At 71.7% G+C, this 25,541-nt stretch carries 25 protein-coding genes and 1 tRNA gene; 8 read left to right on the top strand and 18 right to left on the bottom strand.

The features are described from left to right. Positions 1 to 14: 14 nt before the first annotated feature. The 3 genes from E4198_RS11900 to E4198_RS11890 all read right to left on the bottom strand — a co-directional run bounded on the left by E4198_RS11900 (position 15) and on the right by E4198_RS11890 (position 5,141). Positions 15 to 980, bottom strand: coding sequence for a Yip1 family protein (locus E4198_RS11900; RefSeq protein WP_247597647.1), 966 nt, complete (start codon positions 978 to 980; stop codon positions 15 to 17). A 147-nt stretch (positions 981 to 1,127) separates the two neighbouring features. Then, complete coding sequence (locus E4198_RS11895) at positions 1,128 to 2,579, bottom strand: FG-GAP and VCBS repeat-containing protein (RefSeq protein ID WP_247597646.1); 1,452 nt, start codon at positions 2,577 to 2,579, stop codon at positions 1,128 to 1,130. 219 nt (positions 2,580 to 2,798) lie between these two features. After that, the gene (locus E4198_RS11890) at positions 2,799 to 5,141 is read right to left on the bottom strand and encodes a (Fe-S)-binding protein (protein ID WP_136183126.1); all 2,343 of its coding nucleotides are present in this window, start codon (positions 5,139 to 5,141) and stop codon (positions 2,799 to 2,801) included. Positions 5,142 to 5,344: 203 nt separating this feature from the next. On the opposite strand from E4198_RS11890, the gene E4198_RS11885 reads away from it, so the two are divergent. The 6 genes from E4198_RS11885 to E4198_RS11860 all read left to right on the top strand — a co-directional run bounded on the left by E4198_RS11885 (position 5,345) and on the right by E4198_RS11860 (position 11,425). Continuing rightward, positions 5,345 to 6,490, top strand: a complete 1,146-nt coding sequence (locus E4198_RS11885) for a PP2C family protein-serine/threonine phosphatase (RefSeq protein WP_136183125.1) — start codon at positions 5,345 to 5,347, stop codon at positions 6,488 to 6,490. 202 nt (positions 6,491 to 6,692) lie between these two features. Continuing rightward, entirely contained in the window at positions 6,693 to 8,558 is a 1,866-nt protein-coding gene (gene dnaK, locus E4198_RS11880) for a molecular chaperone DnaK (protein ID WP_136183124.1), read from the top strand. After that, the gene (gene grpE, locus E4198_RS11875; RefSeq protein WP_136183123.1) at positions 8,555 to 9,241 is read left to right on the top strand and encodes a nucleotide exchange factor GrpE; all 687 of its coding nucleotides are present in this window, start codon (positions 8,555 to 8,557) and stop codon (positions 9,239 to 9,241) included. The genes dnaK and grpE overlap by 4 nt, the downstream gene beginning before the upstream one ends. Positions 9,242 to 9,280: 39 nt before the next feature. Beyond that, positions 9,281 to 10,468, top strand: coding sequence for a molecular chaperone DnaJ (gene dnaJ / locus E4198_RS11870; protein ID WP_136183122.1), 1,188 nt, complete (start codon positions 9,281 to 9,283; stop codon positions 10,466 to 10,468). 1 nt (position 10,469) lies between these two features. Continuing rightward, positions 10,470 to 10,943: a helix-turn-helix domain-containing protein gene (locus E4198_RS11865; RefSeq protein ID WP_136183121.1), complete on the top strand. Its 474-nt coding sequence runs from the start codon at positions 10,470 to 10,472 to the stop codon at positions 10,941 to 10,943. A 176-nt stretch (positions 10,944 to 11,119) separates the two neighbouring features. Then, positions 11,120 to 11,425, top strand: coding sequence for a hypothetical protein (locus E4198_RS11860; RefSeq protein WP_136183120.1), 306 nt, complete (start codon positions 11,120 to 11,122; stop codon positions 11,423 to 11,425). 172 nt (positions 11,426 to 11,597) lie between these two features. Here the strand turns inward: E4198_RS11860 and E4198_RS11855 are convergent, their stop codons facing one another. The 4 genes from E4198_RS11855 to E4198_RS11840 form a co-directional block, all read right to left on the bottom strand. Further along, positions 11,598 to 12,035, bottom strand: a complete 438-nt coding sequence (locus tag E4198_RS11855; protein WP_136183119.1) for an SSI family serine proteinase inhibitor — start codon at positions 12,033 to 12,035, stop codon at positions 11,598 to 11,600. Between the two features lie 322 nt (positions 12,036 to 12,357). Next, on the bottom strand, positions 12,358 to 13,185 hold the full coding sequence (locus tag E4198_RS11850) for a YceI family protein (protein ID WP_136183118.1): 828 nt from the start codon (positions 13,183 to 13,185) through the stop codon (positions 12,358 to 12,360). Positions 13,186 to 13,225: 40 nt separating this feature from the next. Further along, positions 13,226 to 15,685: an MFS transporter gene (locus tag E4198_RS11845; RefSeq protein ID WP_136183117.1), complete on the bottom strand. Its 2,460-nt coding sequence runs from the start codon at positions 15,683 to 15,685 to the stop codon at positions 13,226 to 13,228. Positions 15,686 to 15,704: 19 nt separating this feature from the next. Beyond that, the gene (locus tag E4198_RS11840; protein WP_136183116.1) at positions 15,705 to 16,226 is read right to left on the bottom strand and encodes a MarR family transcriptional regulator; all 522 of its coding nucleotides are present in this window, start codon (positions 16,224 to 16,226) and stop codon (positions 15,705 to 15,707) included. A 178-nt stretch (positions 16,227 to 16,404) separates the two neighbouring features. On the opposite strand from E4198_RS11840, the gene E4198_RS11835 reads away from it, so the two are divergent. Further along, positions 16,405 to 16,620, top strand: a complete 216-nt coding sequence (locus E4198_RS11835) for a hypothetical protein (RefSeq protein WP_136183115.1) — start codon at positions 16,405 to 16,407, stop codon at positions 16,618 to 16,620. Positions 16,621 to 16,711: 91 nt separating this feature from the next. Here E4198_RS11835 and E4198_RS11830 read toward each other — a convergent pair whose 3' ends face one another. The 7 genes from E4198_RS11830 to E4198_RS11805 form a co-directional block, all read right to left on the bottom strand. Continuing rightward, complete coding sequence (locus tag E4198_RS11830; RefSeq protein ID WP_136183114.1) at positions 16,712 to 17,590, bottom strand: RNA polymerase sigma factor SigF; 879 nt, start codon at positions 17,588 to 17,590, stop codon at positions 16,712 to 16,714. Positions 17,591 to 17,788: 198 nt separating this feature from the next. After that, positions 17,789 to 18,718 (bottom strand): RNA polymerase sigma factor SigF, encoded by a 930-nt coding sequence (locus tag E4198_RS11825; RefSeq protein WP_247597645.1) that lies wholly within the window; start codon positions 18,716 to 18,718, stop codon positions 17,789 to 17,791. Positions 18,719 to 18,930: 212 nt separating this feature from the next. Continuing rightward, positions 18,931 to 19,092 carry a hypothetical protein gene (locus E4198_RS24870; protein WP_168711421.1) on the bottom strand — a complete coding sequence of 54 codons (162 nt, stop codon included), beginning with the start codon at positions 19,090 to 19,092 and terminating at the stop codon, positions 18,931 to 18,933. A gap of 209 nt (positions 19,093 to 19,301) precedes the next feature. Further along, a tRNA-Ser gene (locus E4198_RS11820) sits at positions 19,302 to 19,388 on the bottom strand. 27 nt (positions 19,389 to 19,415) lie between these two features. Next, a complete protein-coding gene (locus E4198_RS11815) occupies positions 19,416 to 19,931 on the bottom strand; it encodes a nucleoside deaminase (protein WP_136183113.1) in 516 nt (171 codons plus the stop codon). A gap of 178 nt (positions 19,932 to 20,109) precedes the next feature. Next, positions 20,110 to 20,649, bottom strand: coding sequence for a hypothetical protein (locus E4198_RS11810; protein ID WP_136183112.1), 540 nt, complete (start codon positions 20,647 to 20,649; stop codon positions 20,110 to 20,112). A gap of 166 nt (positions 20,650 to 20,815) precedes the next feature. Continuing rightward, entirely contained in the window at positions 20,816 to 21,031 is a 216-nt protein-coding gene (locus E4198_RS11805) for a hypothetical protein (protein WP_136183111.1), read from the bottom strand. 93 nt (positions 21,032 to 21,124) lie between these two features. On the opposite strand from E4198_RS11805, the gene upp reads away from it, so the two are divergent. Next, complete coding sequence (gene upp, locus E4198_RS11800) at positions 21,125 to 21,760, top strand: uracil phosphoribosyltransferase (RefSeq protein WP_027765336.1); 636 nt, start codon at positions 21,125 to 21,127, stop codon at positions 21,758 to 21,760. 68 nt (positions 21,761 to 21,828) lie between these two features. Here upp and E4198_RS11795 read toward each other — a convergent pair whose 3' ends face one another. From E4198_RS11795 to E4198_RS11780, 4 genes are all read right to left on the bottom strand, one after another. After that, the gene (locus tag E4198_RS11795; protein WP_136183110.1) at positions 21,829 to 22,542 is read right to left on the bottom strand and encodes a LytR C-terminal domain-containing protein; all 714 of its coding nucleotides are present in this window, start codon (positions 22,540 to 22,542) and stop codon (positions 21,829 to 21,831) included. Positions 22,543 to 22,735: 193 nt separating this feature from the next. After that, positions 22,736 to 23,032 (bottom strand): type II toxin-antitoxin system VapB family antitoxin, encoded by a 297-nt coding sequence (locus E4198_RS11790; protein WP_027765334.1) that lies wholly within the window; start codon positions 23,030 to 23,032, stop codon positions 22,736 to 22,738. A 173-nt stretch (positions 23,033 to 23,205) separates the two neighbouring features. Continuing rightward, on the bottom strand, positions 23,206 to 24,741 hold the full coding sequence (locus E4198_RS11785) for a M28 family metallopeptidase (RefSeq protein WP_247597907.1): 1,536 nt from the start codon (positions 24,739 to 24,741) through the stop codon (positions 23,206 to 23,208). Positions 24,742 to 24,967: 226 nt separating this feature from the next. Next, positions 24,968 to 25,210, bottom strand: coding sequence for a hypothetical protein (locus E4198_RS11780; RefSeq protein ID WP_037791435.1), 243 nt, complete (start codon positions 25,208 to 25,210; stop codon positions 24,968 to 24,970). Positions 25,211 to 25,541: the final 331 nt, after the last annotated feature.

Below are 25,541 nucleotides of genomic sequence, written 5' to 3'. Positions count from 1 at the left end.
CCCGAAGTGCGCCGTCAGAGAGTGCCGAGCTTGACCAGGGCGAGCAGCGCCATCAGCTGGATCGCCGAGGCGCCCAGCGCGCGCGGCCACGGCAGGTCGTGCGAACGGCTGACCATCGAGGTGAACAGCGCGCCCGCGGCGATCCAGGTGATCCAGCCGACGACCTGCACGGCGGTCGCGGTGCCGCCCATGAACATGGCGAGCACCAGGCGGGGTGCGTCGCTGAGCGACATGATCAGCATGGACAGGCCGATGGTCGGCGCCCACATCCCGTTGCCGCCGAACTGGCGGGCCAGGGTGTGCGTGACCGCGCCCAGCATCAGCCCCATGATCACCATGGCGATGCCGGTGCCGGCAACGTACTGGAGAGCGGTGCCGAGGGTCGCGTCGATGACGCTCTCGCGCGTCTCGTCCAGGCCGAAGACGGCGAGCAGGCCGTAGACGAAGGTGACGGTCAGTGCCGGGCCCCACACGGGGTAGTCGCGCATCTGGTAGAAGGTCGCGTTGGGGCGGAGCACGATGCCCTGGAGCAGTTCCTTCCAGTGCAGCCGCGGGCCGGCGGGCGGCGCGTGTCCGGCGGAGTGCACGCTGCCCGCGGAATAGCCGCCGTCGTAGCCCTGCCCGTCGCCGTGTCCGTCGCCGTGTCCGTACGGCGAGGGGTCGTGGATGCTGAACGCCCTGGTGTGGCCGGGGTTGTCGGCGCGCGAGCGGCTGTCGCCGGGGTGGCCGCCTTGCGGGCCTCCGCCCGGGTAGCCGTAACCGCCGCCCTGCGGCTCGCCGAAGTACTCCGGTTCCCCCCGGCCGCCGCCTCCGGCGGGCCAGGTCTGGCCGCCGCGACCGCCCGAGGTTGGTCCGTGGTGCTGCCCCTGCCCGTACGTCCCCGGGCCGGGCCCCTGGTCCGGGGCCTGGCCGTGCGGGGGGTACGGTCCCTGCTGCGCGTTGCGGGAGTTCCTGCCGCGTCCGATCCTGAATCCAGCCACGTCTTCGAACGTACCGTGTCCGCGCGGTTGTGGTGACGCTCCGGCAGCAAACGGCCGGACATCGCGTCTGACCTGTGACATCCCCTAGGGAAACCCGTACGCGCCGCCCCCACCGAGGGGGTGGGGGCGGCCGTCGTGCTGCCGGGGTCAGCCGGCGAAGTTCACACCGAACAGCGGCCGGCCGGAGGTGGAGACGCCGGCGGAGGTGGCGCTCATCCACTGGGCTCCGCTGGTGGTGATCTTCGCGCCGTCGGAGCGCAGTGCGGTGACGGCGCCGTTGTCGTTGTTCTCGCCGCTCGCGCCGATGGTGAGGTCTGCGTTGCCGTCCCCGTCCACGTCGGCGAGGTGGACGTCGCTGCCGAAGAAGTCCTCGTCCTCGTTGCTGCCGGGGATGCCGGCGACGTCCTGGTTGAAGTACTGCGCGCCGGTCGGGGTGATGCCGGTCGGCGAGCCGTAGAGGAGATGCACGGCGCCGGTGTCGAAATCCTCGCCGAGGTTCTCCCCGGCCGAGCCGATGACCAGGTCCATGAGGCCGTCGCCGTTGACGTCGCCGAGGTCCAGCTCGGCGCCGAAGGCGTCGTCCTTCTCCGAGCCGCCCGCGATGCCGCCGGTGTCCTGGGTGATCTCCTTGACGACGCCGTTGGGGCCGTCGGGCGTTCCGTAGCGGATGCTGACCTTGCCGCCCTTGACCGAACCGGGCGGGCCCTCGTCCCAGGACTCGCCGATGACGAGGTCGCCGAAGCCGTCGCCGTTGGTGTCGCCGATGCCGGTGATGATCCCGGGGGTCATGCGGTCCGCGGAGCCGGCGATGCCCGTGCCCGCGACGCCGCGGTAGTAGAAGTTGGCGTTCCAGTGGTAGCCGCTCTCGGCCTCGGAGTCGAAGCCGTTGACTACCAGGTCGTCGGCGCCGTTGCCGTCGACGTCCCCGGCGGTCAGGAAGAAGACGCCGCCCTCCCCGGGGAGGATCGGGGTCCGCACCGAGCGGGACTCGGTGGCCTCGCCCGCCCGGTCGATGCCCTGCTGGTAGAAGACCACGGTGGTCGAGGAGCTGCCGGCGGCCAGGTCGGTCACGCCGTCGCCGTCGAAGTCGCCCGCGACGATGGCCTTGCCGAAGAAGTCGCCGTCGAACTTGGTGGGGTTGGCGAGCGTGTCGCCGCTGACCAGGCCGGATGCGGAGCCCCAGAGCACGGTGAGCATCCCGCTGTCCTTGTCACCCGTCAGGTCCTCGCCCGGTGCACCGACGGCCAGGTCGGTCACGCCGTCGCCGTCGAAGTCCCCGGCGTACGTCATGGCGCCGAAGCCGTCGCCCTCCTCGGGGGAGCCGGGCACGCCGCGCGAGTCCTGGTGGATCGGCGAACGGCGGTCGGGCTGCAGACCGTCGGGGCCGCCCCAGTAGACGACGATCTGGCCCGCGCCGAATGCGCCGTCGACGCGGGCGTTCGAGGCGGAGACGACGACGTCGCGGTAGCCGTCGGCGTTGAAGTCGCCGTGCAGTGTGGCCTCTTCGGCGACGGCGGGCATGGCGGCAGTCATCAGGCCGCCGGTGACGGCGGCGGCGACGGAGAGGGCGAGGGCGGATCTGCGGTAGCGCTTGGGCACTGCGTGAGTCTCCAGGGCACGAGAGCGGATGCCGGGAGCCGTCAGGGCGCCTGGCGGGGACGTTGGGGGAGACCTCCGACGGACACCAAGGGTTGTACGGCCGTTCACGTGCGGTGCACTGCACGTGACGCGCGGGCGGAGATGCGACGCACGACGACGGCGGGCCCCGGACAGGGGCCCGCCGTCGAGGGGGCGGCGCGCGGCGCGCGGGTCGTACCGCTAGGAGGCGGGAGTCGGGTCCGGCTTCGGCTCGGGGTCGCGGTCGGGCTGCGGCTCCGGGTCGGGTTCGCCGGCTGTGTCCTCGCCGCCCGCGGGCGGCGGGTCGGAGGGCGTCCGCACCGAGTCCAGCAGGAGCTGCGCCACGTCGACGACCTGCAGCTCCTCCTTGGCCTTCCCGTCGTTCTTCTTGCCGTTGACCGAGTCGGAGAGCATCACCAGGCAGAACGGGCAGGCGGTGGAGACGATGTCCGGCTCGATGGCGAGGGCCTCGTCCACGCGCTCGTTGTTGATGCGCTTGCCGATCCGCTCCTCCATCCACATCCGTGCGCCGCCGGCGCCGCAGCAGAAGCCGCGCTCCTTGTGGCGGTGCATCTCCTCGTTGCGGAGGCCCGGGACCTTGCCGATGATCTCGCGCGGGGGCGTGTAGACCTTGTTGTGGCGGCCCAGGTAGCACGGGTCGTGGTAGGTGATCAGACCCTCGACGGGGGTGACGGGCACGAGCCGGCCCTCGTCGACGAGGTGCTGGAGCAGCTGGGTGTGGTGGACGACCTCGTAGTGCCCGCCGAGCTGCGGGTACTCGTTGGCGATGGTGTTGAAGCAGTGCGGGCAGGTGGCGACGATCTTCTTCTTCGTCGCGGGCTTCTTGGTCGCCTCGTCGTCCTCATCCTCGCCGAACGCGGCGTTCAAGTTGGCCACGTTCTCCTCGCCGAGCTGCTGGAAGAGGAACTCGTTGCCCAGCCGTCGCGCGGAGTCGCCCGTGCACTTCTCGTCGCCGCCCATGATGGCGAACTTCACGCCCGCGATGTGCAGGAGTTCGGCGAACGCCTTGGTGGTCTTCTTCGCCCGGTCCTCCAGGGCACCGGCGCAGCCGACCCAGTACAGGTACTCGACCTCGGTGAGATCGTCGACGGTCTTGCCGACGACCGGCACCTCGAAGTCTGTGTCCCGCTGGAGCTCCTTGGTCCATTCCAGGCGCTGCTTCTTGGCCAGGCCCCAGGGGTTGCCCTTCTTCTCCAGGTTCTTGAGCATCGTCCCGGCCTCGCTCGGGAACGCCGACTCGATCATCACCTGGTAGCGGCGCATGTCGACGATGTGGTCGACGTGCTCGATGTCCACGGGGCACTGTTCGACGCACGCTCCGCAGGTGGTGCAGGACCACAGGACGTCGGGGTCGATGACGCCGCCGGCGGCGAGGTCGCCGACCAGCGGGCGTTCGGCTTCGGCCAGCGCGTCTGCGGGGACGCCGCGCAGCTGTTCCTCGGTGGCCTTCTCCTCGCCCTCCATGGACTTGCCGCCGCCCGCGAGCAGGTACGGCGCCTTGGCGTGCGCGTGGTCGCGCAGCGACATGATCAGCAGCTTGGGCGACAGCGGCTTGCCGGTGTTCCAGGCCGGGCACTGCGACTGGCAGCGGCCGCACTCGGTGCAGGTGGAGAAGTCCAGCAGGCCCTTCCAGGAGAAGTCCTCGACCTGGGATACGCCGAAGCGGACCTCCTCCTCGTTGTCCTCGTCGAGCGCGGTCTCGAAGTCGATCTCCTTGCCGCCGGAGGTCATCGGCTTCAGTTCGCCCAGCGCGGTCGCGCCGTCGGCGTTGCGCTTGAACCAGATGTTGGGGAAGGCGAGGAAGCGGTGCCAGGCGACGCCCATGTCGGTGTTGAGGCCGACGACGATCATCCACACGAACGACGTGCCGATCTTGAGCATCGCGACGAGGTAGACCAGGTTCTGCACGGTCGTGACGCTCAGCCCGTCGAACGCGGCGACCAGCGGGTACGTGACGAAGTACGCGGCCTCGTAACCGTGCACGTCGTGCAGCACGCCCTCCAGGCCGCGCAGGGTGAGGATGGCCAGGCCGATGACGAGGATGACGGCCTCGACGAAGTACGCCTGCCAGGTGGTGGAGCCGGCGAAGCGGGACTTGCGGCCCGGACGGTCGGGGCGGCTCAGCTGGCGGATGACGATCAGCGTGGCGATGCCCAGGACCGTCATCAGGCCGATGAACTCGATGAACATCTCGTACGGCAGCCAGGTGCCGATGATCGGCAGCACCCAGTCCGCCTGGAAGAGCTGGCCGAAGGCGTTGACGAGGGTCAGCACCAGGGTGAAGAAGCCGACGGCGACGAACCAGTGCGCGAAGCCGACGATGCCCCAGCGGTTCATCCGGGTATGCCCGAGGAACTCGCGCGCCACTGTGAGCGTGCGTTGCGCGGGGTCGTCGGTGCGGGTGCCGGCGGGCACCGCCTGCCCGAGCTTCACGTGCCGGTAGATCTGGGCGATGGCGCGCGCGAACAGCGCGGTGCCGACCACGGCCAGCACCAGCGAGACGACGATCGCGGCGAGTTGCATGACGGCTCCTCGGACCTGCGGGCGAGCCTGCGCCGGCACGGCGACGACTCGTTTACTAAGCAGTAACTTATCTGGTTCGTACGAGCCTACCCAGTATCACGGGAGTGCTGCACCCGATGCCGCGGTGATCTGCGTCGCCCGACCTCCTGCGATACCGTTTCGGCATAAAAGTGATTCTGGGGGCGAACCGGGTGGCGGTCCGATTGAACAGCAGGTCACGGGATGCGGCGGGGCGCGGGGCGCTGTGGGCCCTGCTGCCCTGGCTCCTGCTGCTCGTCGTCGCTCTGGTGGAGGTCGGCGACGACATCGGCGACGCCCCGAATCTGCGTGCCGGCTCGCTGCTCTCCCCGGTGCCCGCCCTGGCCGCGATCCGGGGGTCGCCGCGTCAGGTGCTCGCCGTCTCGCTCGCCGCCCTGTTCGTCGGAGTCGGTACCGCGTTCGTCGACCCCGACGACGGCCCCTTCCTCCACGGCACGGTCGTCGGCGCTGTGGCCGTGGTGAGCGTGGCCTCTCTGGTGGCTGCCACCGCCAGAGAGCGGCGCGTGGCGCAGCTCACCCAGGTGCAGCGGGTGGCCGAGGCCGCCCAGCTCGCGCTGCTGCCGCCGATGCCGCGCGAGGCCGGCGGGCTGCGCTTCGAGGCGCGCTACGTCGCCGCCGAGTCCGAGGCCAGGATCGGCGGCGATCTCTACGAGGCGGTGGTCGAGGGCGACCGCGTCAGGCTGATCGTCGGCGACGTCCGCGGCAAGGGCCTGCCCGCCATCCGCACGGCCGCCGCGGTGCTCGGTGCGTTCCGCGAGGCGGCGCACCACGAACCGAACGTGTCGCGGGTGGCGCTTCGCTGCTCGGAGGCCGTCGCGCGGCTGGAGAGAGATCCGGGTGACTCTTACACCGGGACCCAGGACGGCTGCGAGCTGTTCGTGACCGCCGTGCTGCTGGAGATCGACGGGCCGAGGCTGTGCATGGTCAACCTCGGGCACCCGCCGCCGCTGCTGCTGAACGGGCGCGCCGCCCGTTTCGTCGGCTCCGGGGAGGCGCTGCCGCCGCTGGGGCTTGCGCACCTGTTCGCCGAGGGCTTCCCCGCGTCCGTCCGGGAGTGGGAGCCGGGGGAGAGGCTGCTCCTGTACACCGACGGCATCGACGAGGCGCGGGACGCCGGAGGGCAGTTCTTCCCGCTGCTGTCGGTGGCGGGGGCCCTGCTGACCGCGCCGATCGAGGTGCTGCCGGACAGGCTGCTGGCCGCCGTCGACCGGCACACCGGCCGGGACCTGCGGGACGACGCCGCCGTCGTCGCGGTGGAGTGGTGCGAGGCGTCCGACCGGCTGCCGCACTCGCAGCCCGCCCCGGACTGACCCGACCGCCCCGGCAGGGCTGCGGACCGGTGCGCTGAATGTCGGGAGTCTTGCGGGAGCGCTCTGAGCTGCGGTGATGCCAGTGTGCACATAAGTGCAGCATAAGAGTTGAGCGGGCAAGACTCATGTCCTTTGACAGATTCGTGGGCCTCATGCACTCTTGAGTCATATCCACTCAAGGCATTAGCTGGAGGAACCTGAAATGGCACGAGCGGTCGGCATCGACCTGGGTACGACGAACTCCGTCGTCAGTGTTCTCGAGGGCGGTGAGCCCACCGTCATCACCAATGCCGAGGGCGCCAGGACCACGCCGTCCGTCGTCGCCTTCGCCAAGAACGGCGAGGTGCTCGTCGGTGAGGTGGCCAAGCGCCAGGCCGTCACCAACGTGGACCGTACGGTCCGCTCGGTCAAGCGCCACATGGGCACCGACTGGAAGATCAACCTCGACGGCAAGGACTTCAACCCGCAGCAGATGAGCGCGTTCGTGCTCCAGAAGCTCAAGCGGGACGCCGAGTCCTACCTGGGCGACAAGGTGACGGACGCCGTCATCACCGTCCCCGCCTACTTCAACGACCACGAGCGTCAGGCCACAAAGGAGGCCGGCGAGATCGCGGGCCTGAACGTCCTGCGCATCGTCAACGAGCCGACCGCCGCCGCCCTCGCCTACGGCATGGAGAAGGAGGACCAGACCATCCTGGTCTTCGACCTCGGTGGCGGTACGTTCGACGTCTCGCTGCTGGAGATCGGCGACGGCGTGGTCGAGGTCAAGGCGACCAACGGCGACAACCACCTCGGTGGTGACGACTGGGACCAGCGCGTCGTCGACCACCTGGTCAAGCAGTTCCACTCCGGTCACGGGGTCGACCTGGCCAAGGACAAGATGGCGCTCCAGCGGCTCCGCGAGGCCGCGGAGAAGGCGAAGATCGAGCTGTCCTCCTCCTCGGAGACCACGATCAACCTGCCTTACATCACCGCCTCCGCCGAGGGCCCGCTGCACCTGGACGAGAAGCTCACCCGCGCCCAGTTCCAGCAGCTCACCCAGGACCTGCTGGACCGTTGCAAGACCCCGTTCCACAACGTCATCAAGGACGCCGGCATCCAGCTGTCCGAGATCGACCACGTGGTCCTGGTCGGCGGCTCGACCCGCATGCCCGCCGTCGCCGACATGGTCAAGGAGCTGACCGGCGGCAAGGAGGCCAACAAGGGCGTCAACCCGGACGAGGTCGTCGCCATCGGCGCCAGCCTCCAGGCCGGTGTGCTCAAGGGCGAGGTCAAGGACGTCCTGCTGCTCGACGTCACCCCGCTGTCCCTCGGCATCGAGACCAAGGGCGGCATCATGACCAAGCTGATCGAGCGCAACACCACGATCCCGACCAAGCGTTCGGAGATCTTCACCACGGCCGAGGACAACCAGCCGTCCGTGCAGATCCAGGTCTACCAGGGCGAGCGCGAGATCGCGGCGTACAACAAGAAGCTCGGCATGTTCGAGCTGACCGGCCTGCCCCCGGCCCCGCGCGGTGTGCCGCAGATCGAGGTCACCTTCGACATCGACGCGAACGGCATCATGCACGTCGCGGCGAAGGACCTCGGCACCGGCAAGGAGCAGAAGATGACCGTCACCGGCGGCTCCGCGCTGCCGAAGGACGACATCGAGCGCATGATGCGCGACGCCGAGCAGTACGCCGACGAGGACTCCAAGCGCCGCGAGGCCGCGGAGACCCGCAACCAGGCGGAGCAGCTCGTCTACACGACCGAGAAGTTCCTCAAGGACAACGACGAGAAGGTCCCCGGGGACGTCAAGACCGAGGTCGAGGAAGCACTCACCGACCTCAAGGAGAAGCTGAAGGGCGAGGACACCGCCGCCATCCGCGAGTCCTCCGAGAAGGTCGCGGCCACCAGCCAGAAGCTGGGCCAGGCGCTGTACGCCGACGCGCAGGCCGCCCAGGGCGGCGAAGGCGCCGAGGCCGGCGCGGGAGCCGGCGCCGGTGAGGCCAAGGCCGACGGTGACGACGACGTCGTCGACGCCGAGATCGTGGACGACGACAAGCCGAAGGACGGTGCCGCGTGACGGAGGAGACCCCGGGCTTCGCGCAGGAGCCCGACGTCCCCGCCGACGCCGAAACCGACGCCGCGTCCGACGACGCGGCAGCGGCCGCCGGGTCCGCCTCCGAGGAGGAGGCGGCCCCGGCGGGCCCGGCCGGGGACGCGACCGACGGGCAGGGTGCGGCGGCCGGGGGCGCGGCGCTGACCGCGCAGCTCGACCAGACCCGCACCGCGCTGAACGAACGGACGCAGGACCTCCAGCGGCTCCAGGCGGAGTTCCAGAACTACCGCCGCCGGGTCGAGCGGGACCGCGTCTCCGTCAAGGAGATCGCCGTGGCGAACCTCCTGACGGAACTGCTGCCGGTGCTCGACGACATCGGCCGCGCCCGGGACCACGGCGAACTGGTGGGCGGCTTCAAGTCGGTCGCCGAGTCGCTGGAGATGGTCGCGGCCAAGATGGGCCTGATGCAGTTCGGCAAGGAGGGCGAGCCCTTCGACCCGACCGTGCACGAGGCGCTGATGCACTCGTACTCGCCGGAAGTCACCGAGACGACGTGCGTGCAGATCCTCCAGCCCGGGTATCGCATCGGCGAGCGCACCATCCGTCCCGCACGGGTGGGTGTCGCCGAACCGCAGCCGGGCGCGCAGGGGGAGCCGGACGAGCATGCGGCGGACGACAAGGACGACGGTGGCCCGGACGAGGGCTGACGTCGGGTACGCGCAGGCAGGAGAGGAGGGACGTCGGGGATGAGCACCAAGGACTTCATCGAGAAGGACTACTACAAGGTCCTCGGCGTCCCGAAGGACGCCACCGAGGCCGAGATCAAGAAGGCCTACCGGAAGCTCGCCCGGGAGAACCACCCGGACGCCAACCGGGGCGACGCGGCCGCCGAGGAGCGCTTCAAGGACGCCTCGGAGGCGTACGACGTCCTCGGTGACGCCAAGCGGCGCAAGGAGTACGACGAGGCGCGCGCCCTCTTCGGGAGCGGCGGCGGATTCCGTCCCGGACCCGGGGCGGGCGGCGGCTCGTTCAACTTCGACCTGGGCGACCTGTTCGGCGGCACCCAGGGCGGCCCGGCCGGTGGACCCCAGGGCGGCGGCTTCGGCGGCGGTCTGGGCGACGTGTTCGGCGGCCTGTTCAACCGCGGCGGCGCGGGCGGCCGTACGCAGCCGCGGCGCGGGCAGGACGTCGAGTCGGAGGTGACGCTCAGCTTCACCGAGGCCGTGGACGGTGCGACGGTGCCGCTGCGGATGTCCTCCTCCGCCGCCTGCAAGGCCTGTTCCGGCACCGGCGACAAGAACGGCACGCCGCGGGTGTGCCCGACCTGTGTCGGCACCGGCCAGGTCAGCCGGGGCGGCGGCGGTGGTTTCTCGCTCACCGACCCGTGCGTGGACTGCAAGGGCCGCGGTCTGATCGCGCAGGACCCGTGCGAGGTCTGCAAGGGCAGCGGGCGGGCGACCTCTTCGCGCACCATGCAGGTCCGCATCCCCGCGGGCGTCACCGACGGGCAGCGCATCCGGCTGCGCGGCAAGGGCGCCCCCGGCGAGCGCGGCGGCCCCAACGGCGACCTCTACGTCGTGGTCCACGTCGACAAGCACCCCGTCTTCGGGCGCAGGGGCGACAACCTCACGGTCACCGTGCCGGTCACCTTCCCGGAAGCCGCGCTAGGCGGCGAGATCAAGGTGCCGACCCTCGGCGGCCCGCCCGTCACGCTCAAGCTGCCGCCGGGCACCCCGAGCGGCCGCACCATGCGGGCCCGCGGCAAGGGCGCCACCCGGAAGGACGGCACCCGCGGCGACCTGCTGGTCACCGTCGACGTGTCGGTGCCGGGGGACCTGGGCGACAAGGCGCGGGACACGCTCGAGGCCTATCGCGACGCCACCGCGGACGAGGACCCGAGAGCGGCGCTGTTCAAGGCAGCGAAGGGAGACTGAGATGCGCGGCCGAGGCGGCAACAGCCAGCGTTTCGGGGGGCGGCAGCCGTACGAGCTGACCGACGACTCCCCGGTCTACGTCATCTCGGTGGCGGCGCAGCTCTCCGGGCTCCACCCGCAGACGCTCCGCCAGTACGACCGTCTCGGACTGGTCTCCCCGGACCGTACGGCCGGCCGCGGCCGGCGCTACTCGGCGCGGGACATCGAGCTGCTGCGCCAGGTGCAGCAGCTCAGCCAGGACGAGGGCATCAACCTCGCCGGCATCAAGCGGATCATCGAGCTGGAGAACCAGGTCACCGCGCTCCAGTCGCGGGTCGCTGAACTCCAGCAGGCCGTGGAGGGAGCGGCGGTGGCGATGCGTCAGCGCGAGCAGCAGGTGCACGCCTCCTATCGCCGGGACCTCGTGCCGTACAGCGAGGTGCACCAGTCGAGCGCGCTGGTCGTCTGGCGGCCCAAGCGCTCCCGCCGGGACTGACCGGCCCCGCACGCCGACGGCCTCCGTCGCCTCCGCACCCGCGGAGGCGACGGAGGCCGTCGGCGTCCCGCTCCATCCAGCGTCCCGTCCCGTCCCGCCGTGCCGGTCGCCGCGCGCGGGCGCAGGATGGAAGGAGGGGGCGAGCATCGGAACCGGTCTTCGAGAGAGTGATGACGATGACGTTCATCCAGGTCATCGAGTACGACACGAAGCGGCCCGCGGAGATGGAGCTGCTCTACGACGAGTTCCTCCGGGCGACCGAGGGGAAGCGCACCCTCACGCACGAGTTCCACACCCACGACCGCGAACGCACCGACCACTACGTCGACATCGTGGAGTTCCCCTCCTACGAGGCGGCGATGCGGAACAACGACCTGGCGGAGACGCAGGAGGTCGCGGCCCGCATGCGCGAACTCTGCACGGGCGAGCCCCGCTTCCTCAACCTCGACGTCATGGACGCCCAGACCTACCCCCGCGGCTGAGCGGCCGCCCGCCCGGAGGCGGAGTGACGGCTCCGGAAGGAGCCGGGTAGGGAGCCGGAAGGAGAAGCCGGGCGGACATGGGGCACGGGGGGACCCCACGTCCGCCCGGTGGGCCGGGTGGCCCGTCCCGCCGCGGGGAGGCGCTCGCGGGACGTCTGGGCGGAGAGCCGGCTCAGAAGGCGAAGACCGCCGTGCCGGAGGCTCCCATCTCGCAGGGGTTGCCGTAGGTGCGCTCGAAGTCCACCCGTCGGCCGTCGTAGACGCCGGTCGCGGTGACGACGACCGGGTCGTAGACCATCGGGCAGAAGCGGTCGGAGCCGCCGGTGCCGATCGAGGCGAAGTTGCCGTCGGCTGCGGAGAGTTCACCGCAGGCGGCGGCCGCCGCCGGGTGGGAGCCCGCGGCCTGCGGGCCGCAGGTGAGGGTGACGGCGCGCAGCGGCACCGCGGTGGCGGCGCTCGCACCGTCCCCCACGGTGAGCACGAGGGCCGAGGGGGCGTGGAGCGCGTCGGGCGCCGTGGGCGCGGCGGTCGCCGTGCCACTGAGGAGACCGACGAGAGCGCCTGCGGCCAGCAACGGGATCGCCGCTGCGGACTTCACGAGGTGACGCATGGTGACAGACCTTCCGCTTGGTGTGACGGACAGCGGTCGAGAGTCTGTCGGGAAGCGGTGCCGGATGCACATCCGACCATCCGTTTTAAGTAACGTTGAGTGTTGAATTAGACGCACGTGGTGACGGTGGCGCCGGTCACCTTCCGGGCGAGCGGGGGAGGCCCACCAGCGGCGCCGCACCCGTCCGTCACCCGTGCGACGCCCGCTGTTCGCGGCGGAGGGCCGGTGACCGGCGCGGAACGCGTCCGGAACCCGTCCGGAACCCGCTCCCGGAAGGGCGGGTTCCGCCCGAGCCCACGAGGGGTGTGCCGTCCGGGCCCAGCTACTTGGGTGTCGGCGGCAGCGACTCGCCCTGCACGGCCTGGATGTCCAGCTCGACCTTCAGCGTGGTGCCGATGGCCGCGATGCCCGCCGCGACGACCTGGTTGTAGGTCATCGCGAAGTCGTGCCGGCGCAGTTCGGTCGTCGCGCGGAACGCCGCCCGTTGCGCGCCTGCGGAGTCCGGGCCGGTGCCCAGGCAGGTCAGGTCGAGGTCGACGTTCCGCACCAGGCCGTGCATGGCCAGCTGCCCGCGCACGGTCCACCCGTCGGCGCCGGCCGCCTCGACCCCGGTGGCGCGGTAGGTGATGTCCGGGTGCTCGGCGACGTTGAGGAAGTCGGCGGAGCGGATGTGCCGGTCGCGCAGCGCGTTGCCGGTGTCGATGCTGTCCGCGCGTATCACCGCCTCCACACGGGACTTCTCCGGGTCCTCGGCGATGTCGATACGGCCGCCGAACGCGGTGAACCGCCCGTGCACGCTGGAGATGCCCAGGTGCTGGGCGGTGGCGGCGACGCGGGAGTGCGCCGGGTCGATGGTCCACGGGCCCGGCGAGGGCAGCCGGGTGCCGTCCTGCCGGGTCAGCTCCAGGGTGCCGACGTCGGCCCGCCCCGACGCGGTCACCAGGGCGGTGACGGCGGCGGGGGCGTAGCCGACGGCGGTGACGAGGACCGTGTACGAGCCCGCGGGCAGCGGGTCGTCGGTGCGGACGGAGCCGTCGTCGTCGACGGGCGCGCGCAGCACCTGCTCGCCCGCCGCGTCCGTGACGGTCAGCACCGCGTGCCGCACCGCCCAGCCGTCACGGGTCCGGATGTCCGCACGTACGCCTGCCATCAGCTCGTGTTCCTTCCTTCCGCGCCTCGTCGCGCGCCGTTCAGGACTCGGGATGGAACAGCTCGACGTCGTAGCCGTCGACGCCGCGGCCGTCCACCTTCAGCGCGCTCGCCGCCGGCGGGTAGCCGCTGGCCACGACGGTGTACTCGCCCTCGGCCAGGTCGGTGAACGCGTAGGCACCATCCTCCCCCGTCGTCGATGTGGCGACGACGCCGCCCGCCTCGTCGACGAGCGTGACCCGCGCGTCGGCCAGCGGACGGCGGTCCGCGCCCGCCCGGACGCTGCCCTGCAGGCGTGCGCCCGGGGCCAGCGCGATCTCGATGCAGCGGGCGCCGAGCGCGTCGACGTCGACCGGCCGGGCGGCCGGCCGGTGCCCGGGCGCGTTCACGGCGACGGTGAAGGTACCGGCCGGCAGCTCGTCGAAGGTGAAGTCGCCCTGCTCACCGGTCCTGCCGGTGGCGAGCACGTCGCCGCGCACGTCGGTCACCACGACCCTCGCCTCCGGCACCGGGCCGCCGTCCGCGGCGCTGCGCACCTGGGCGGTGAGGCCCGTGGTGCCCGCCAGTACCGGGTCGTGACGGACGCGGCCCTCGCCGAGGGCGACGGTGGACGCCTGCGGCTGGTGGCCGTCGGCGGCGGCGATCACCACATAGCTGCCGGCGCCGGGGGCATCCAGCGCGTACGAGCCGTCGGCGTGCGCGACGCAGCGGCCGAGCTGCCGTCCGTCCAGGGAGATCAGGGTGACCCGGGAGGCGGGGAGGCCCGTGCCGTCCGCGGCCCGCACCGTGCCCGTGAGACGCGGCGCGGGCGTGGCCGGGGCGCTCGCGGCGTCGAGCGTCACCGGGGCGGCGGTCGCCGTGTCGTCGGCCACCGGGGCGGCGGGTGCCTTCGTCAAGGACGGTCCCTCCTGGGCGGCTTCCTCCTCCATCGCGGACCTGGTGCGCAGCGGCACCTCCGCGATGAACACCACCAGGAGCAGCGCGACCAGCGCGATCGGCGCCGCGTACAGGTAGATGTCGGCGATGCCGTGTCCGTAGGCGCTCTCCACCACGGCCCGTACGGGGCCGGGAAGTTCACTCAGGTCGGGGATTCCGCCGACGGCTCCGCCGGAGCCGGCGGCCGGGGCGCCCAGCTCCGCCATGCCCTCGCGCACGTAGTCCGCGATGCGCTCGGCGAGCACGGCGCCCAGCACGGAGACGCCGACCGCGCCGCCCAGCGAGCGGAAGAAGGTCACGACGGAGCTGGCGGCGCCGAGGTCCCGCGTGTCCACCTGGTTCTGGGTGCACAGGACGAGGTTCTGCATCATCATGCCGACGCCGAGACCCAGCAGGCCCATGAACACCGCGACCTGCCAGTACACGGTGTCGTAGCGCACGCCGCCCAGCAGGGCGAGGCCGCCGGTGAGCAGCACGCCGCCCGCGACGAGCCACGCCTTCCAGCGCCCGGTCCGGGTGATGATCTGCCCGGAGACGGTGGAGGAGACGAACAGCCCGCCGATCATCGGTGTGGTCATCAGTCCGGCCATGGTCGGCGACTCGCCGCGGGCCAGCTGGAAGTACTGGGCCAGGAAGACCGTCGCACCGAACATCGCGACGCCGACGAACAGCGACGCGAGCGAGGCGAGCGTGATGGTGCGGTTGCGGAACAGCCGCAGCGGGACGATCGGCTCCTTCGCCCGCGACTCGATCAGGAGGAAGAGCAGCGCGAGCGCGACCGAGCCGCCCACCATGGCGTAGGTCTGCCAGGACAGCCAGGCGTACGAGTCGCCGGCCAGGGTCACCCACACCAGCAGCAGCGAGACGGAGGCCGCGAAGACGCCGGAGCCCAGCCAGTCGATCCGGACGCCCTGGCGCTTGACCACGGGCAGGTGCAGGGTCTTCTGGAGGACCAGCAGCGCGATCACGGCGAACGGGACGCCGGCGTAGAAGCACCAGCGCCAGCCGAGCCAGGCGGTGTCGGTGAGGACGCCGCCGAGCAGCGGGCCGCCGACGGTCGCGACGGCGAAGGTGGCGCCCAGGTAGCCGTTGTACCGCCCGCGTTCGCGCGGCGAGATCATGGCGGCCAGGATGATCTGCGCCAGGGCGGTCAGGCCGCCCATGCCTATGCCCTGCACCGCGCGGAAGGCGATCAGCGTGCCGGTGTTCTGCGACAGGCCGGCGCCGCAGGACGCCAGCACGAAGACGACCAGCGATGTCTGGACCAGCACCTTCTTGCTGGTGAGGTCGGCGAGTTTGCCCCACAGTGGGGTGGTGGCGGTCATCGTGAGCAGGGTGGCGGTGACCACCCAGGTGTAGGAGCTCTGGCTGCCGTCCAGGTCGGCGATGATCTGCGGCAGTGCGGTGGAGACGATCGTCGACGACAGGATCGCGACGAACATGCCGAGCAGCAGCCCGGACAGGGCCTCCATGATCTGGCGGTGCGTCATGGGCGGCGCGGCCGCGGAGCCTTCCGTCCGGGGTCCGCCGGCGCGGTGCGCGTGGGGGCGCGTGCTGGTTGCCATGCGAGGGGTCGCTTCTCTCTTACGTGCGGCTGGTGGCGGGGGCGGGTGCGGCGTCCGTGCCGGGCGGGGGGCTGTGGCCGCCCCGGGCACGGCAGTCGCCGAAGGTCCGGCCGAGGCGTTCCAGGAGCGAGCTCAGGGTGGCGACCTCCTCGGCGCTCCAGTCGCCGAGAAACTCACGCATGGTCTCGGTGGCCAGCTCGCTCAGCTCGTCGAGCCGGCTCTCGCCGCTGTGGGTGAGGCGCAGCAGCCGGGATCTGCCGTCGTGCGGGTCGGGGAGGCGTTCGATCCAGCCGCGCCCGGCGGCGTGCGCGACGTGGCGGCTGGTGACCGAGAGGTCGATGCCGAGCAGTTCGGTGAGCCGGCTCATGCGCATCTCGCCGTGCCGGCGGAGCAGGGTCAGCAGGCCCGCGGACGCCGGAGGGCAGTCATGCGGCAGGCGCCGGGCGAGCTCGCGGTTGACGACGCCGACGGAGCGCAGCTGGCGGGCCAGCTCGCGGTAGTGGCGGAGGTCCGGCTCCGCGTCCTCCGGTTCCCTGGGCACCGTGGTGACCTCCTGGCGTTTCGTTGCTTAGGGCAACCATAGGATCGATTGGTTGTTGCACGCAAGTTGATCTGCGTGAGAACGGCCCCTCCCGAAGGGTTCCGGGGGCGCGCGACGGCGTTCTCCGGCGGGGGCCGGGGCTGTTTCGGCCGAGCGCGGTTCGCTAGGGTCCTGACTCATGGCTCACAACCCTCACGCACCCCAGGGCCCGAACCCGGGCGGACAGCCCGACCCCGCGGGCAGCACCCAGATGTTCCGCGCCTTCGTCGACGAGGGCGCGCCGCAGCAGCGTGCCGCCGCGACAGGCGGTTCCGGCCCGCGTCTCGGCCTGATCCTCGGCATCGTCGTGGTCGTCGCCGTGCTGGCCGGGGTCGCCTGGCTGGCGCTCTCCTGACGATCCATCACTCCGGCGCGGTCGGTCCGTCACGCCGCCCGGCGGACGCGGTCCGTCGGCGCGCGGGCCGGCCGGCCGCGCGCCGGACCGCTCACTCCTCCGAGATCAGGCCTTCGCGCAGCTGCGCCAGCGTCCGGGTCAGCAGCCGGGAGACGTGCATCTGGGAGATGCCGACCTCCTCGCCGATCTGCGACTGCGTCATGTTCGCGAAGAAACGCAGCATGATGATGCGCCGCTCGCGGGCGGGCAGCCGGGCCAGCAGCGGCTTGAGCGATTCGCGGTACTCCACGCCCTCCAGCGCGGTGTCCTCGTAGCCCAGGCGGTCGGCGAGCGAGCCCTCGCCGCCGTCCTCCTCGACCGAGGGCGTGTCCAGCGACGAGGCCGTGTAGGCGTTGCCCACCGCCAGGCCGTCCACCACGTCCTCCTCGGACACCCCGAGGCACGCGGCGAGTTCGGAGACGGTCGGCGAACGGTCCAGGGTCTGCGACAGCTCGTCGCCGGCCTTGGTCAGCGCCAGCCGCAGCTCCTGGAGGCGGCGCGGCACCCGCACCGACCACGAGGTGTCGCGGAAGAAGCGCTTGATCTCCCCGACGACGGTGGGCATCGCGAACGTCGGGAACTCGACGCCGCGTTCGCAGTCGAAGCGGTCGATCGCCTTGATGAGCCCGATGGTGCCGACCTGGACGATGTCCTCCATCGGCTCGTTGCGGCTGCGGAAGCGTGCCGCGGCGTACCGCACGAGCGGGAGGTTGAGCTCGATCAGGGTGTCGCGGACGTATCCGCGCTCCGGGCTGTCCGCGTCCAGCGTGGCGAGCCGCAGGAACAGGGAGCGGGAGAGGGTGCGGGTGTCGATCGCCGCGCTGTCGGCGGGGGGTGCCGTCTCCTCGGGCACCGCCGGAAGGCCGTGCAGTGCGTCGTCGTCGGTCGTGGTCTCGGTGAGCACCTTCGAGCTGCCCAGTTCTACGGACATGCCACCCCCTTGAGGTCGCGGACGGGTCGCGGCGGCGCCCTTCGGGTGAGAGGCACCTCCTCTTCCATACCTTCGGGTGCGGCCGCATCAAACGCGCTACTCGCAGAATGTCACAAGTCAGCAACACGATGTAGCGCCAAGTCGACAAAGTTTGCCGATCGGAGACCTGTCGTCCGCTCAGCGGGTCCTTCGAAAGAGTTACGCGTCGATCCGGTTTGCGGCCCTCAGGCGGGCGAAGCTCCGGGACAGCAGCCGCGACACGTGCATCTGCGAGACGCCGAGCTCGACGCTGATCTGGGACTGCGTCAGGTTGCGGTAGTAGCGCAGCAGCAGGATGCGCTGCTCCCTTTCGGGCAGCTGCACCAGCAGGTGCCGCACCAGGTCGCGGTGTTCCACGCCGTCCAGCTCCGGGTCCTCGTAGCCGAGCCGGTCCAGCAGGCCGGGCGGCCCGTCCTCGCGCTCCTGTGCGGCCTCCAGTGACGTCGCCCGGTAGGAGCGTCCGGCCTCGATGCAGGCGAGCACGTCCTCCTCGCTCAGCCGCAGTCGCTCCGCGATCTCCGCGGTGGTCGGCGAGCGGCCGTGCAGCACCGTCAGATCCTCGGTCGCCGCGCTGACCTGCACCCACATCTCGTGCAGCCGGCGCGGCACGTGCACGGTCCGCACGTTGTCCCGGAAGTAGCGGCGGATCTCCCCGACGATCGTCGGCATCGCGAATGTGGGGAACTGGACGCCCCGCTCCGGGTCGAAGCGGTCGATGGCGTTGATGAGCCCGATGGTGCCGACCTGGACGACGTCCTCCATCGGCTCGTTGCGGCTGCGGAAGCGGGCCGCGACGTAGCGGACCAGCGGCAGGTTGGCCTCGATCAGCGCGTCCCGCACCCGGTTGTGCGCGGCACTCCCGGCCTCCAGGCCGGACAGTTCGTCGAAGAGCGCCTGCGTCAGCGCGCGGGCCGCCGCGCTCCGGCTGCGGGGTGCCGCACCGGCCCTGCCGGTGGTCCCGGCGGCCGTTCCGCCGGTACCCGCCGGGCCGCTCGGGGCGCCGCCGGCGTCCGCGGCGCCGGTTCCGGCGGTGTCCGCCGCCACGGGATGCCCGGGCGACGCCTGAGGGAGCGTCGGTGACCGGTCCACTCGGCAACCACCCTTCACGCACTCTTCGCGGGTGCGGGTCCGTCCACGGTTCCGGCGAAAGCGGTCATAGCATCACAAGACAGACGCATAGCGTGCAAGCACCCGAAAACTCCGTGTTGCTGGGTAGTTGGGCCAGATGCACGACGAACACGGGTCCGGACGGAACCGCGCGCGGGCGGTCCCGGGCCGGGGCCGGCGGCTCGCGGTCGCCGTCAGTCGACCAGTTCCGTCATGAACTCGCCGACGCTCTTGGCAGCGGTGGATATGCCTTCGAAGCCGACCCCGACGAACTCTGTAGCCCGTGCGGGCGAAGTGATGATCGTCCACAGGATGAAGACGACGACGACGTAAACCACGACCTTCTTGATGTCCACCGCTTGCGCCTCCCGGCCCTGCCGGCCCCGTATCGATCTCGTGTGCGATCTGCCGTTCGATCGCGCGAGTCTAACCATCCGGGACCGCCCGCGGCCCAGCCCTGGGACGGAAGCGCGCGCGGACACGAGGGCGGGGGCGCTGCCGGGAGCGGAGCGGGCACGGCGAAGGGCCGGACCCGTCGGGTCCGGCCCTTCGCCGTGCTGCGGAGCGGTAGCGGTGGGATTTGAACCCACGGAGGAGTTGCCCCCTCACTCGCTTTCGAGGCGAGCTCCTTCGGCCGCTCGGACACGCTACCGAGAGGAAGCCTATCCCACCGTCGCCGTCAGCCGAAATCGGTATCCGGGCGGGAGCGCGTGCCGGGGTGCGACGTCCCCCGGGCCCCGCGGAAGAAGTCCGTGAGGAGCGCGCCGCAGGCATCGGCCAGGACGCCGTGCACCACCTCGGGGCGGTGGTTGAGACGGCGGTCGCGCACCACGTCCCACAGCGAGCCCGCCGCACCCGCCTTGGGGTCGAGAGCGCCGAACACCACGCGCTCCACGCGGGAGAGCACCGCGGCGCCCGCGCACATCGTGCACGGCTCCAGGGTGACGACGAGGGTGCAGCCGGCCAGGCGCCACTCGCCGCGGGCGCGGGCCGCGGCACGGAGGGCGAGGACCTCGGCGTGGGCCGTCGGGTCTCCGGTGGCCTCGCGCGCGTTGCGGGCGCGGGCGAGCGGCGCGCCGGCCGGGCCGAGGACAACGGCGCCGACGGGGACGTCGGCGGTCTCCAGGGCGAGGCGCGCCTCGATGAGCGCCTGGTGCATCGGCTCCGCCCACGGGTCCCGCACGGGGTCGTTCATGAGCCCGTTCTACCGCACCCGTCGGATGCCCCGGCGACGCGGCGACTCCGCGCCCCTCGGCGTCCCCGGGGCCGACCCCCGCAGCCGTCCTCCGCGCTCCGTCGCACGGGAGCCGCACACCGGGCCGGGCGAAGTGCCACCGGCGCGCCCAGAACGTCGGTCTGCCCCGCGGCGGAGCTCAGCGCACGGCTTCGAGCATGTCCGTGCAGCCGAGGGCGTCGGCGATCTCCGTCAGCGCGTCCTCCGCGGTGAGGGACAGCACCGACGCCGGGTCCATGCCGAGGTCGGTGAGCAGCTCCGCGTCACCCAGCGGTCCGGCCGGCACCTGATCGGATCCGGAGTCGTCGGCCGGGCCGTCCGCCGTCGCGGACTCCGGCTCGCCGTCCTCCGTCCCGTCGAGGTCCACGAGCTGCTCGAGGGCGGCGAGGTCCTCCGGTTCGCGGCCGAGCAGCTCGTCGGAGAGCAGCATCTCGCCGTAGGCGCTGCGCATGGCGGCCGCGGCGTCGGAGACGAAGACGCGCGGGTCGTCCTCCCCGTCCACCCGGACGACGCCGAACCAGGCGCCGTCCTGTTCGATGCAGACGAGCACCGTCTCCTCGTCGCCCACGGCCTCCCGGGCCAGGTCGGCGAGATCGGTGAGCGTCTCCACGTCGTCGAGTTCTGTGTCGCTCGCTTGCCATCCGTCGTCGGTGCGAGCGAGCAGTGCGGCGAAGTACACCTGACTCTCCCACTGGTTTTCCGTGTGCCCGAGTTGGTGACGAGGACCGTGCGATCGCGACCGTGCGGTCCCAGGTCGAATCGTGGCAGAAACAGCGGCTTCGCGAAGCCTCTTCGACGTGGCGTCGTGTCGGGTTTCCGGCGGCGGGCGTCGCGACCCGCCGATCTCACCAGCGAAAGGTCCGCATTCGCATCTGGTGCCGCATACGTGCCACCCGGGCGCGCCGCGGCTGGACGCGCTCCCGGAGCTCCTTGGCCTCGTTCAGCTCGCGCAGGAATCGGGCGCGCCGCCGCAGCCGCTCGTGGTCGATCTCGGGGGTCGCGCCCTCGCCGGCCGTCTCGGTGGCCGGTCCCCGCTCGCGGTCTCTCCCTTTGTCGGGCATATGCACACCTCCGGCGTACACGACCACTGTCTCCCCCGGTGCCGGGCGTACGCCACTGCTGGGCGTGCAGATGCCTCCGTTACTGTCGAGGTCATGCAGACCCACGTCGTCGACCACCCGCTGGTGGCACACAAGCTGACCACCCTGCGCGACGAGCGCACCGACTCCCCCACCTTCCGCCGCCTCGCCGACGAGCTGGTCACGCTCCTCGCGTACGAGGCGACGCGGGACGTGCGCACGGAGGAGGTGGACATCACCACGCCGGTCACGTCGACGAGCGGGGTACGGCTGTCGCACCCGCGCCCGCTCGTGGTGCCGATCCTGCGTGCCGGGCTGGGCATGCTGGAGGGCATGGTGCGGCTGCTGCCGACGGCGGAGGTCGGCTTCCTGGGCATGATCCGCGACGAGGACACCCTCCAGCCGTCGACGTACGCCACCCGGATGCCGGACGACCTGTCCGGTCGGCAGGTGTACGTGCTGGATCCGATGCTGGCGACCGGCGGAACGCTGGTGGCCGCGATCCAGGAGCTGATCCACCGCGGTGCCGACGACGTGACGGCGCTCTGTCTGCTGGCCGCGCCGGAGGGCATCGACCTGATGGAGCGGGAGCTGGCGGGGGCGCCGGTCCGGGTGGTCACTGCGGCGATCGACCGGCGCCTGAACGAGCACGGCTACATCGTGCCGGGGCTCGGCGACGCCGGCGACCGCATGTACGGCACCGCGGGCTGAGACCCGCACGGGGTGCCCGTCGCGCCCCGGTGACCGCGCCCCGGGCCGTCGGCCGCCCTCGCGGGGTGTCAGCAGCTCGGTGACGGCTTCGGGGAGGGCTGCGCCAGCGCGGTCAGCGCGCGGTCGGCGTCCTTCTGCTTCGCCAGCCCCTTGAAGTCGTTGCCGATCACCAGGTCGACGTCGTCGCCCTCGCGGTCGTCGTGGCGGGTCTTCGCGTCCTCCAGCTGCGTGCCGAGCACCTTCATCCGGGCGAGGGTCTCGGCGCCCGCGGCACCGATCAGCAGGCCGGGGGCGTCGACCTTGTGGTCGAGGTGTGCGGGGGCGTTGGCGATCTCCCCGACGGCGAAGCCGCGCTTCTTCAGCTCCTTCGCCGTCTTGGCGGCGAGGCCGCTGCGCGAGGTCGCGTTGAGCACGTTCACGGTGACCTTGCCCGGCTTCGGCACGGCCGTCGGGGCCTTCCCCTCGCCGGCTTTCCCGTTCCGCTGCGCGCCGGGCCGCGCGGAGGCGGACGCCTGCTCGGCGTTGCGCCCGTCGGCGGATGACGTGCCGTCCTGGGCGCGGCACTGGTCCCCGGTGCGGCCGGCGGCCTGGGCGGAGTCGCCGTTGCCCGCGAACACGCCGACGATCTGCAGCGAGCCCCAGCCGACCAGGCCGAGGGTCATCGCCGTCGCCAGGCCGGCGAGCACGATCTTGCGGCGGTTGCGCGGGCGCCGCATGCGCGGGTAGCGATCACCCTTGATGCGGTACTGGCCGCCCATGCCGGGGGGAGTGAGCATGCTCATGAGCGCAGGGTAGTGCGCGCCGGGTGCATTGCCTATTGGATGATCAACGGTGTGCCGTAACGAATCGGCCGTACGGCGCAGTACAACCGCTCGTACGGCCGTCGTCGCTGTTGACCCGGACGGGTGGCGCCGTGCGGTGCAGCTCGCCGTGAGGCGGCGGTGGAGCTCTCACAGAGCCGTCACGCAGGCGGGCTCAGTCGAGTTCGAGGACGCGCGCGTGCAGGATCTGCCGCTGCTGGAGTGCGGCGCGCACGGCGCGGTGCAGGCCGTCCTCGAGGTACAGGTCGCCCTGCCACTTCACGACGTGGGCGAACAGGTCGCCGTAGAAGGTGGAGTCCTCGGCGAGCAGAGTCTCCAGGTCGAGCTGACCCTTGGTCGTGACGAGCTGGTCCAGGCGCACCGGACGTGGGGCGACGTCCGCCCACTGGCGGGTGCTTTCCCGGCCGTGGTCCGGGTACGGCCGCCCGTTTCCGATTCGCTTGAAGATCACACGGAAAGCCTACCGGGCGACCACCGTCGTACGCAGCCTCGGTGCGCGGGCGAGGTGCAAGAAGATCGCGCGCGCGGGGGCGTGCGGTAGGCGTGAACGCGCGCGCGGCGCGGGCTGTGCGCCCGCGCCGCGCGCCGTTCCGGGCCGGTGGCCCGTCCGGTCTCCCCGGTCCGTTACTCCGTGACCTCGCCGCAGCCGGCGTGGGCGCCGCCGTGGATGTGCTCGCCCTCGGCGCCGTTCTCCGGCGAAGGGGACGTCAGCGACTTCGACTTCGACTTCGCCTCCTTCGCGCCCTTCGCCACGGCGGCGTCCACGGGGCTGGTGTCCCAGGCGTAGGTGCCGACCGCGTGCGCGATGACGTTCACGTTGGCGTCGAAGGCCGCCATGCTGATGTTGTCCAGGTCGTCGCACGCCGCGTGGTAGCACGGGTCGTACGCGACGCCCGCCTCGCCGCCCCACAGTTCGGCCTGCTCCGGGGTCTTGACGCCCTCCGCTCCCGTGAAGGTGCCACCGGAGGGGATGTCGACCGCGATGAAGGGGCCGTAGTCGCTGCGGCCGGTGAAGTCGGTACCGCGCGGCGCATACCCGGCCCGGTCCATGAAGCCGTTGATGCCCGCCTCGATCTCGGCGGAACCCGCCGGGCCCGGGCCCGCGCCGACCCCGTCCGAGTCGTCGCCGTCGTAGACGAACAGGCCGTAGTTCGGGGACGCGATCATGTCGAAGTTGAGGTAGAGCGCGATCTCCTCGCGCTGTGCCTCGGACAGTTCGGCGACGTAGTGCTCGGAGCCGATCAGGCCCAGCTCCTCCGCCGACCAGAACGCGAACCGCACCTTGTTCTCATGCTTGCCGTGCCGGTCGGCGCGGGCCAGTTCCAGCGCCGCCTCCAGCAGACCGGCCGTGCCGGAGCCGTTGTCGTTGATGCCGGGGCCCTCGGACACGCCGTCCAGGTGGGCGCCGAGCATCACCGTGTTCGCCGCGTCGCCGCCACGGGTCTCGGCGAGCACGTTGGAGGTGGTGCGCTCCTCCTGGAGTTCGCGCACCTCCAGGTTCACCACGACCTTGCCGTCCGCGGCGGCTGCCGCCAGCGCCCGGCCGTCCGCCTGGCTGACGCCGCCGGTCGGGATGCGGGCCGCGTCCGGGCCGCCGAGCGTGCCGTTCAGCTCGCCTTCGGTGTTGTTGTAGACGATGGCGCCGACCGCGCCCGCGTCCGCGGCGTTCTGCTGCTTCTGCGCGAACGTGCAGGCGCCGCGCTGGATCAGAGCGATATTCCCGGTGTAGTCGCCGCCGGCGAAGTCCGCGGCCTCGCAGCCGGTGCTGTCGTCCTCCGGAACCGCCGCCACCGGGGCTTCCAGGCCGCCCTCCGGCGTGCTCTGGGTGTACGTCATGAGCCGGACGGGTACCTCGCGGGCGTCCGGCGACACCACGTGCAGCTTCTCGGCGAGCGTCTCCACGTAGGTGAACTCGAACTCCTGGTACGTCACGTCGTAGCCGGCGCCGCGCAGCAGCGTCCCCACATACCAGGCGGACAGGTCGTGACCCTGCGAACCGGCCGCGCGGTTGCCGTCGCTGATGTCCGCGAGGGCCTGGAAGACCCGCAGGTGCCACTTGGCGTCGTCCGCCTCGGCCCGCTTCACGAGCTTCCGTGCGAGCTGTTCCCCCTTCTTCGCCGGGTCGGGCGAGGCGCTGGCACCGGTGGAAGAGGCCAGCATCAGGGGTGCGGCGAGCGCCGCGGCGGCGAGTGCCGCGACACCTCGGCGTCTGAGGGATTGCGATACGTGCACAGCCAGGGTCCTTTCGTGGGCGGCGAACCGGGCTGTTCGACGTGAGGTGGGAACGCCTGCGGCACACATCCGCTTCCCCGGCCCTGCCCCCCAACACCGGTGCGATGCCGGAATGTTCGCTTTGCCCGGCTCCCTTTCCGCGCGGGCCGGGACCTCACCAGCGGTTCGGGTCGTCGTAGTAGCGGTCGTCCGGCGGCGGGTTGTACGGCGGATTGCGGTCCCCGTCGTGCCGCCGCTTCGTCCAGGTGAGGAACAGGCCGATGAGCAGACCGGCGGCACCGCCCCAGATGAGGATCGTCCCGAGGATCTGCAGGTCGATGCCCTCCGGGTTCCAGGTGATGGCGTACTTCAGGATCGCGCCGATGATGATCAGAGCGAGCCCGCCGGCTGCGGTCATGGCGGAGGGGCCTCCTTGGCTGCACGTGCGGGCCGCCGTACGCCTGCCGCAGACGGCCGTTCCCCTCCAGTCGAGAGCACACCGCTCCGCGCCGCGACCGCTGCTACTGCACGGGGGTGACGCAGCGTCGACAGCCGCTTACCATCGGCTCCGACGCGGGGGAGTCCGGTCGACGGGCGTCCGGCCGTGCGCGGCGGTCCCCGGCCACCGGTCGGGGGGAGCGGGACCCCGCCGCCCTGCGCGGTGTCTTCCAGCTGAGCCCGGGCACGGACGCACCCGGCTGGGTGGCGCGTACGGCGGACGACCTGGAGTTCGCCTGGGCCGCCCTGGG

The organism is Streptomyces sp. RKND-216 (genome assembly GCF_004795255.1).
Taxonomy (GTDB): Bacteria; Actinomycetota; Actinomycetes; order Streptomycetales; family Streptomycetaceae; genus Streptomyces; species Streptomyces hazeniae.
Note: the sequence above shows the minus strand (reverse complement) of the source record. Positions and strands in the feature narration are given on the sequence as shown.

Bases quoted from the DNA above. Each gene is read 5' to 3' on its own strand.
- upp (WP_027765336.1), top strand. From the start codon at position 21,125: ATGCAGACCCACGTCGTCGACCACCCGCTGGTGGCACACAAGCTGACC.
- E4198_RS11855 (WP_136183119.1), bottom strand. From the start codon at position 12,035: ATGCGTCACCTCGTGAAGTCCGCAGCGGCGATCCCGTTGCTGGCCGCA.
- E4198_RS11860 (WP_136183120.1), top strand. From the start codon at position 11,120: ATGACGTTCATCCAGGTCATCGAGTACGACACGAAGCGGCCCGCGGAG.
- dnaK (WP_136183124.1), top strand. From the start codon at position 6,693: ATGGCACGAGCGGTCGGCATCGACCTGGGTACGACGAACTCCGTCGTC.
- E4198_RS11830 (WP_136183114.1), bottom strand. From the start codon at position 17,590: ATGTCCGTAGAACTGGGCAGCTCGAAGGTGCTCACCGAGACCACGACC.
- E4198_RS11780 (WP_037791435.1), bottom strand. From the start codon at position 25,210: ATGACCGCAGCCGGCGGGCTCGCTCTGATCATCATCGGCGCGATCCTG.
- E4198_RS11845 (WP_136183117.1), bottom strand. From the start codon at position 15,685: ATGGCAACCAGCACGCGCCCCCACGCGCACCGCGCCGGCGGACCCCGG.
- E4198_RS11785 (WP_247597907.1), bottom strand. From the start codon at position 24,741: ATGCTGGCCTCTTCCACCGGTGCCAGCGCCTCGCCCGACCCGGCGAAG.
- E4198_RS11865 (WP_136183121.1), top strand. From the start codon at position 10,470: ATGCGCGGCCGAGGCGGCAACAGCCAGCGTTTCGGGGGGCGGCAGCCG.
- E4198_RS11835 (WP_136183115.1), top strand. From the start codon at position 16,405: ATGGCTCACAACCCTCACGCACCCCAGGGCCCGAACCCGGGCGGACAG.
- E4198_RS11795 (WP_136183110.1), bottom strand. From the start codon at position 22,542: ATGAGCATGCTCACTCCCCCCGGCATGGGCGGCCAGTACCGCATCAAG.
- E4198_RS11805 (WP_136183111.1), bottom strand. From the start codon at position 21,031: ATGCCCGACAAAGGGAGAGACCGCGAGCGGGGACCGGCCACCGAGACG.
- E4198_RS11815 (WP_136183113.1), bottom strand. From the start codon at position 19,931: ATGAACGACCCCGTGCGGGACCCGTGGGCGGAGCCGATGCACCAGGCG.
- dnaJ (WP_136183122.1), top strand. From the start codon at position 9,281: ATGAGCACCAAGGACTTCATCGAGAAGGACTACTACAAGGTCCTCGGC.
- E4198_RS11890 (WP_136183126.1), bottom strand. From the start codon at position 5,141: ATGCAACTCGCCGCGATCGTCGTCTCGCTGGTGCTGGCCGTGGTCGGC.
- E4198_RS11850 (WP_136183118.1), bottom strand. From the start codon at position 13,185: ATGGCAGGCGTACGTGCGGACATCCGGACCCGTGACGGCTGGGCGGTG.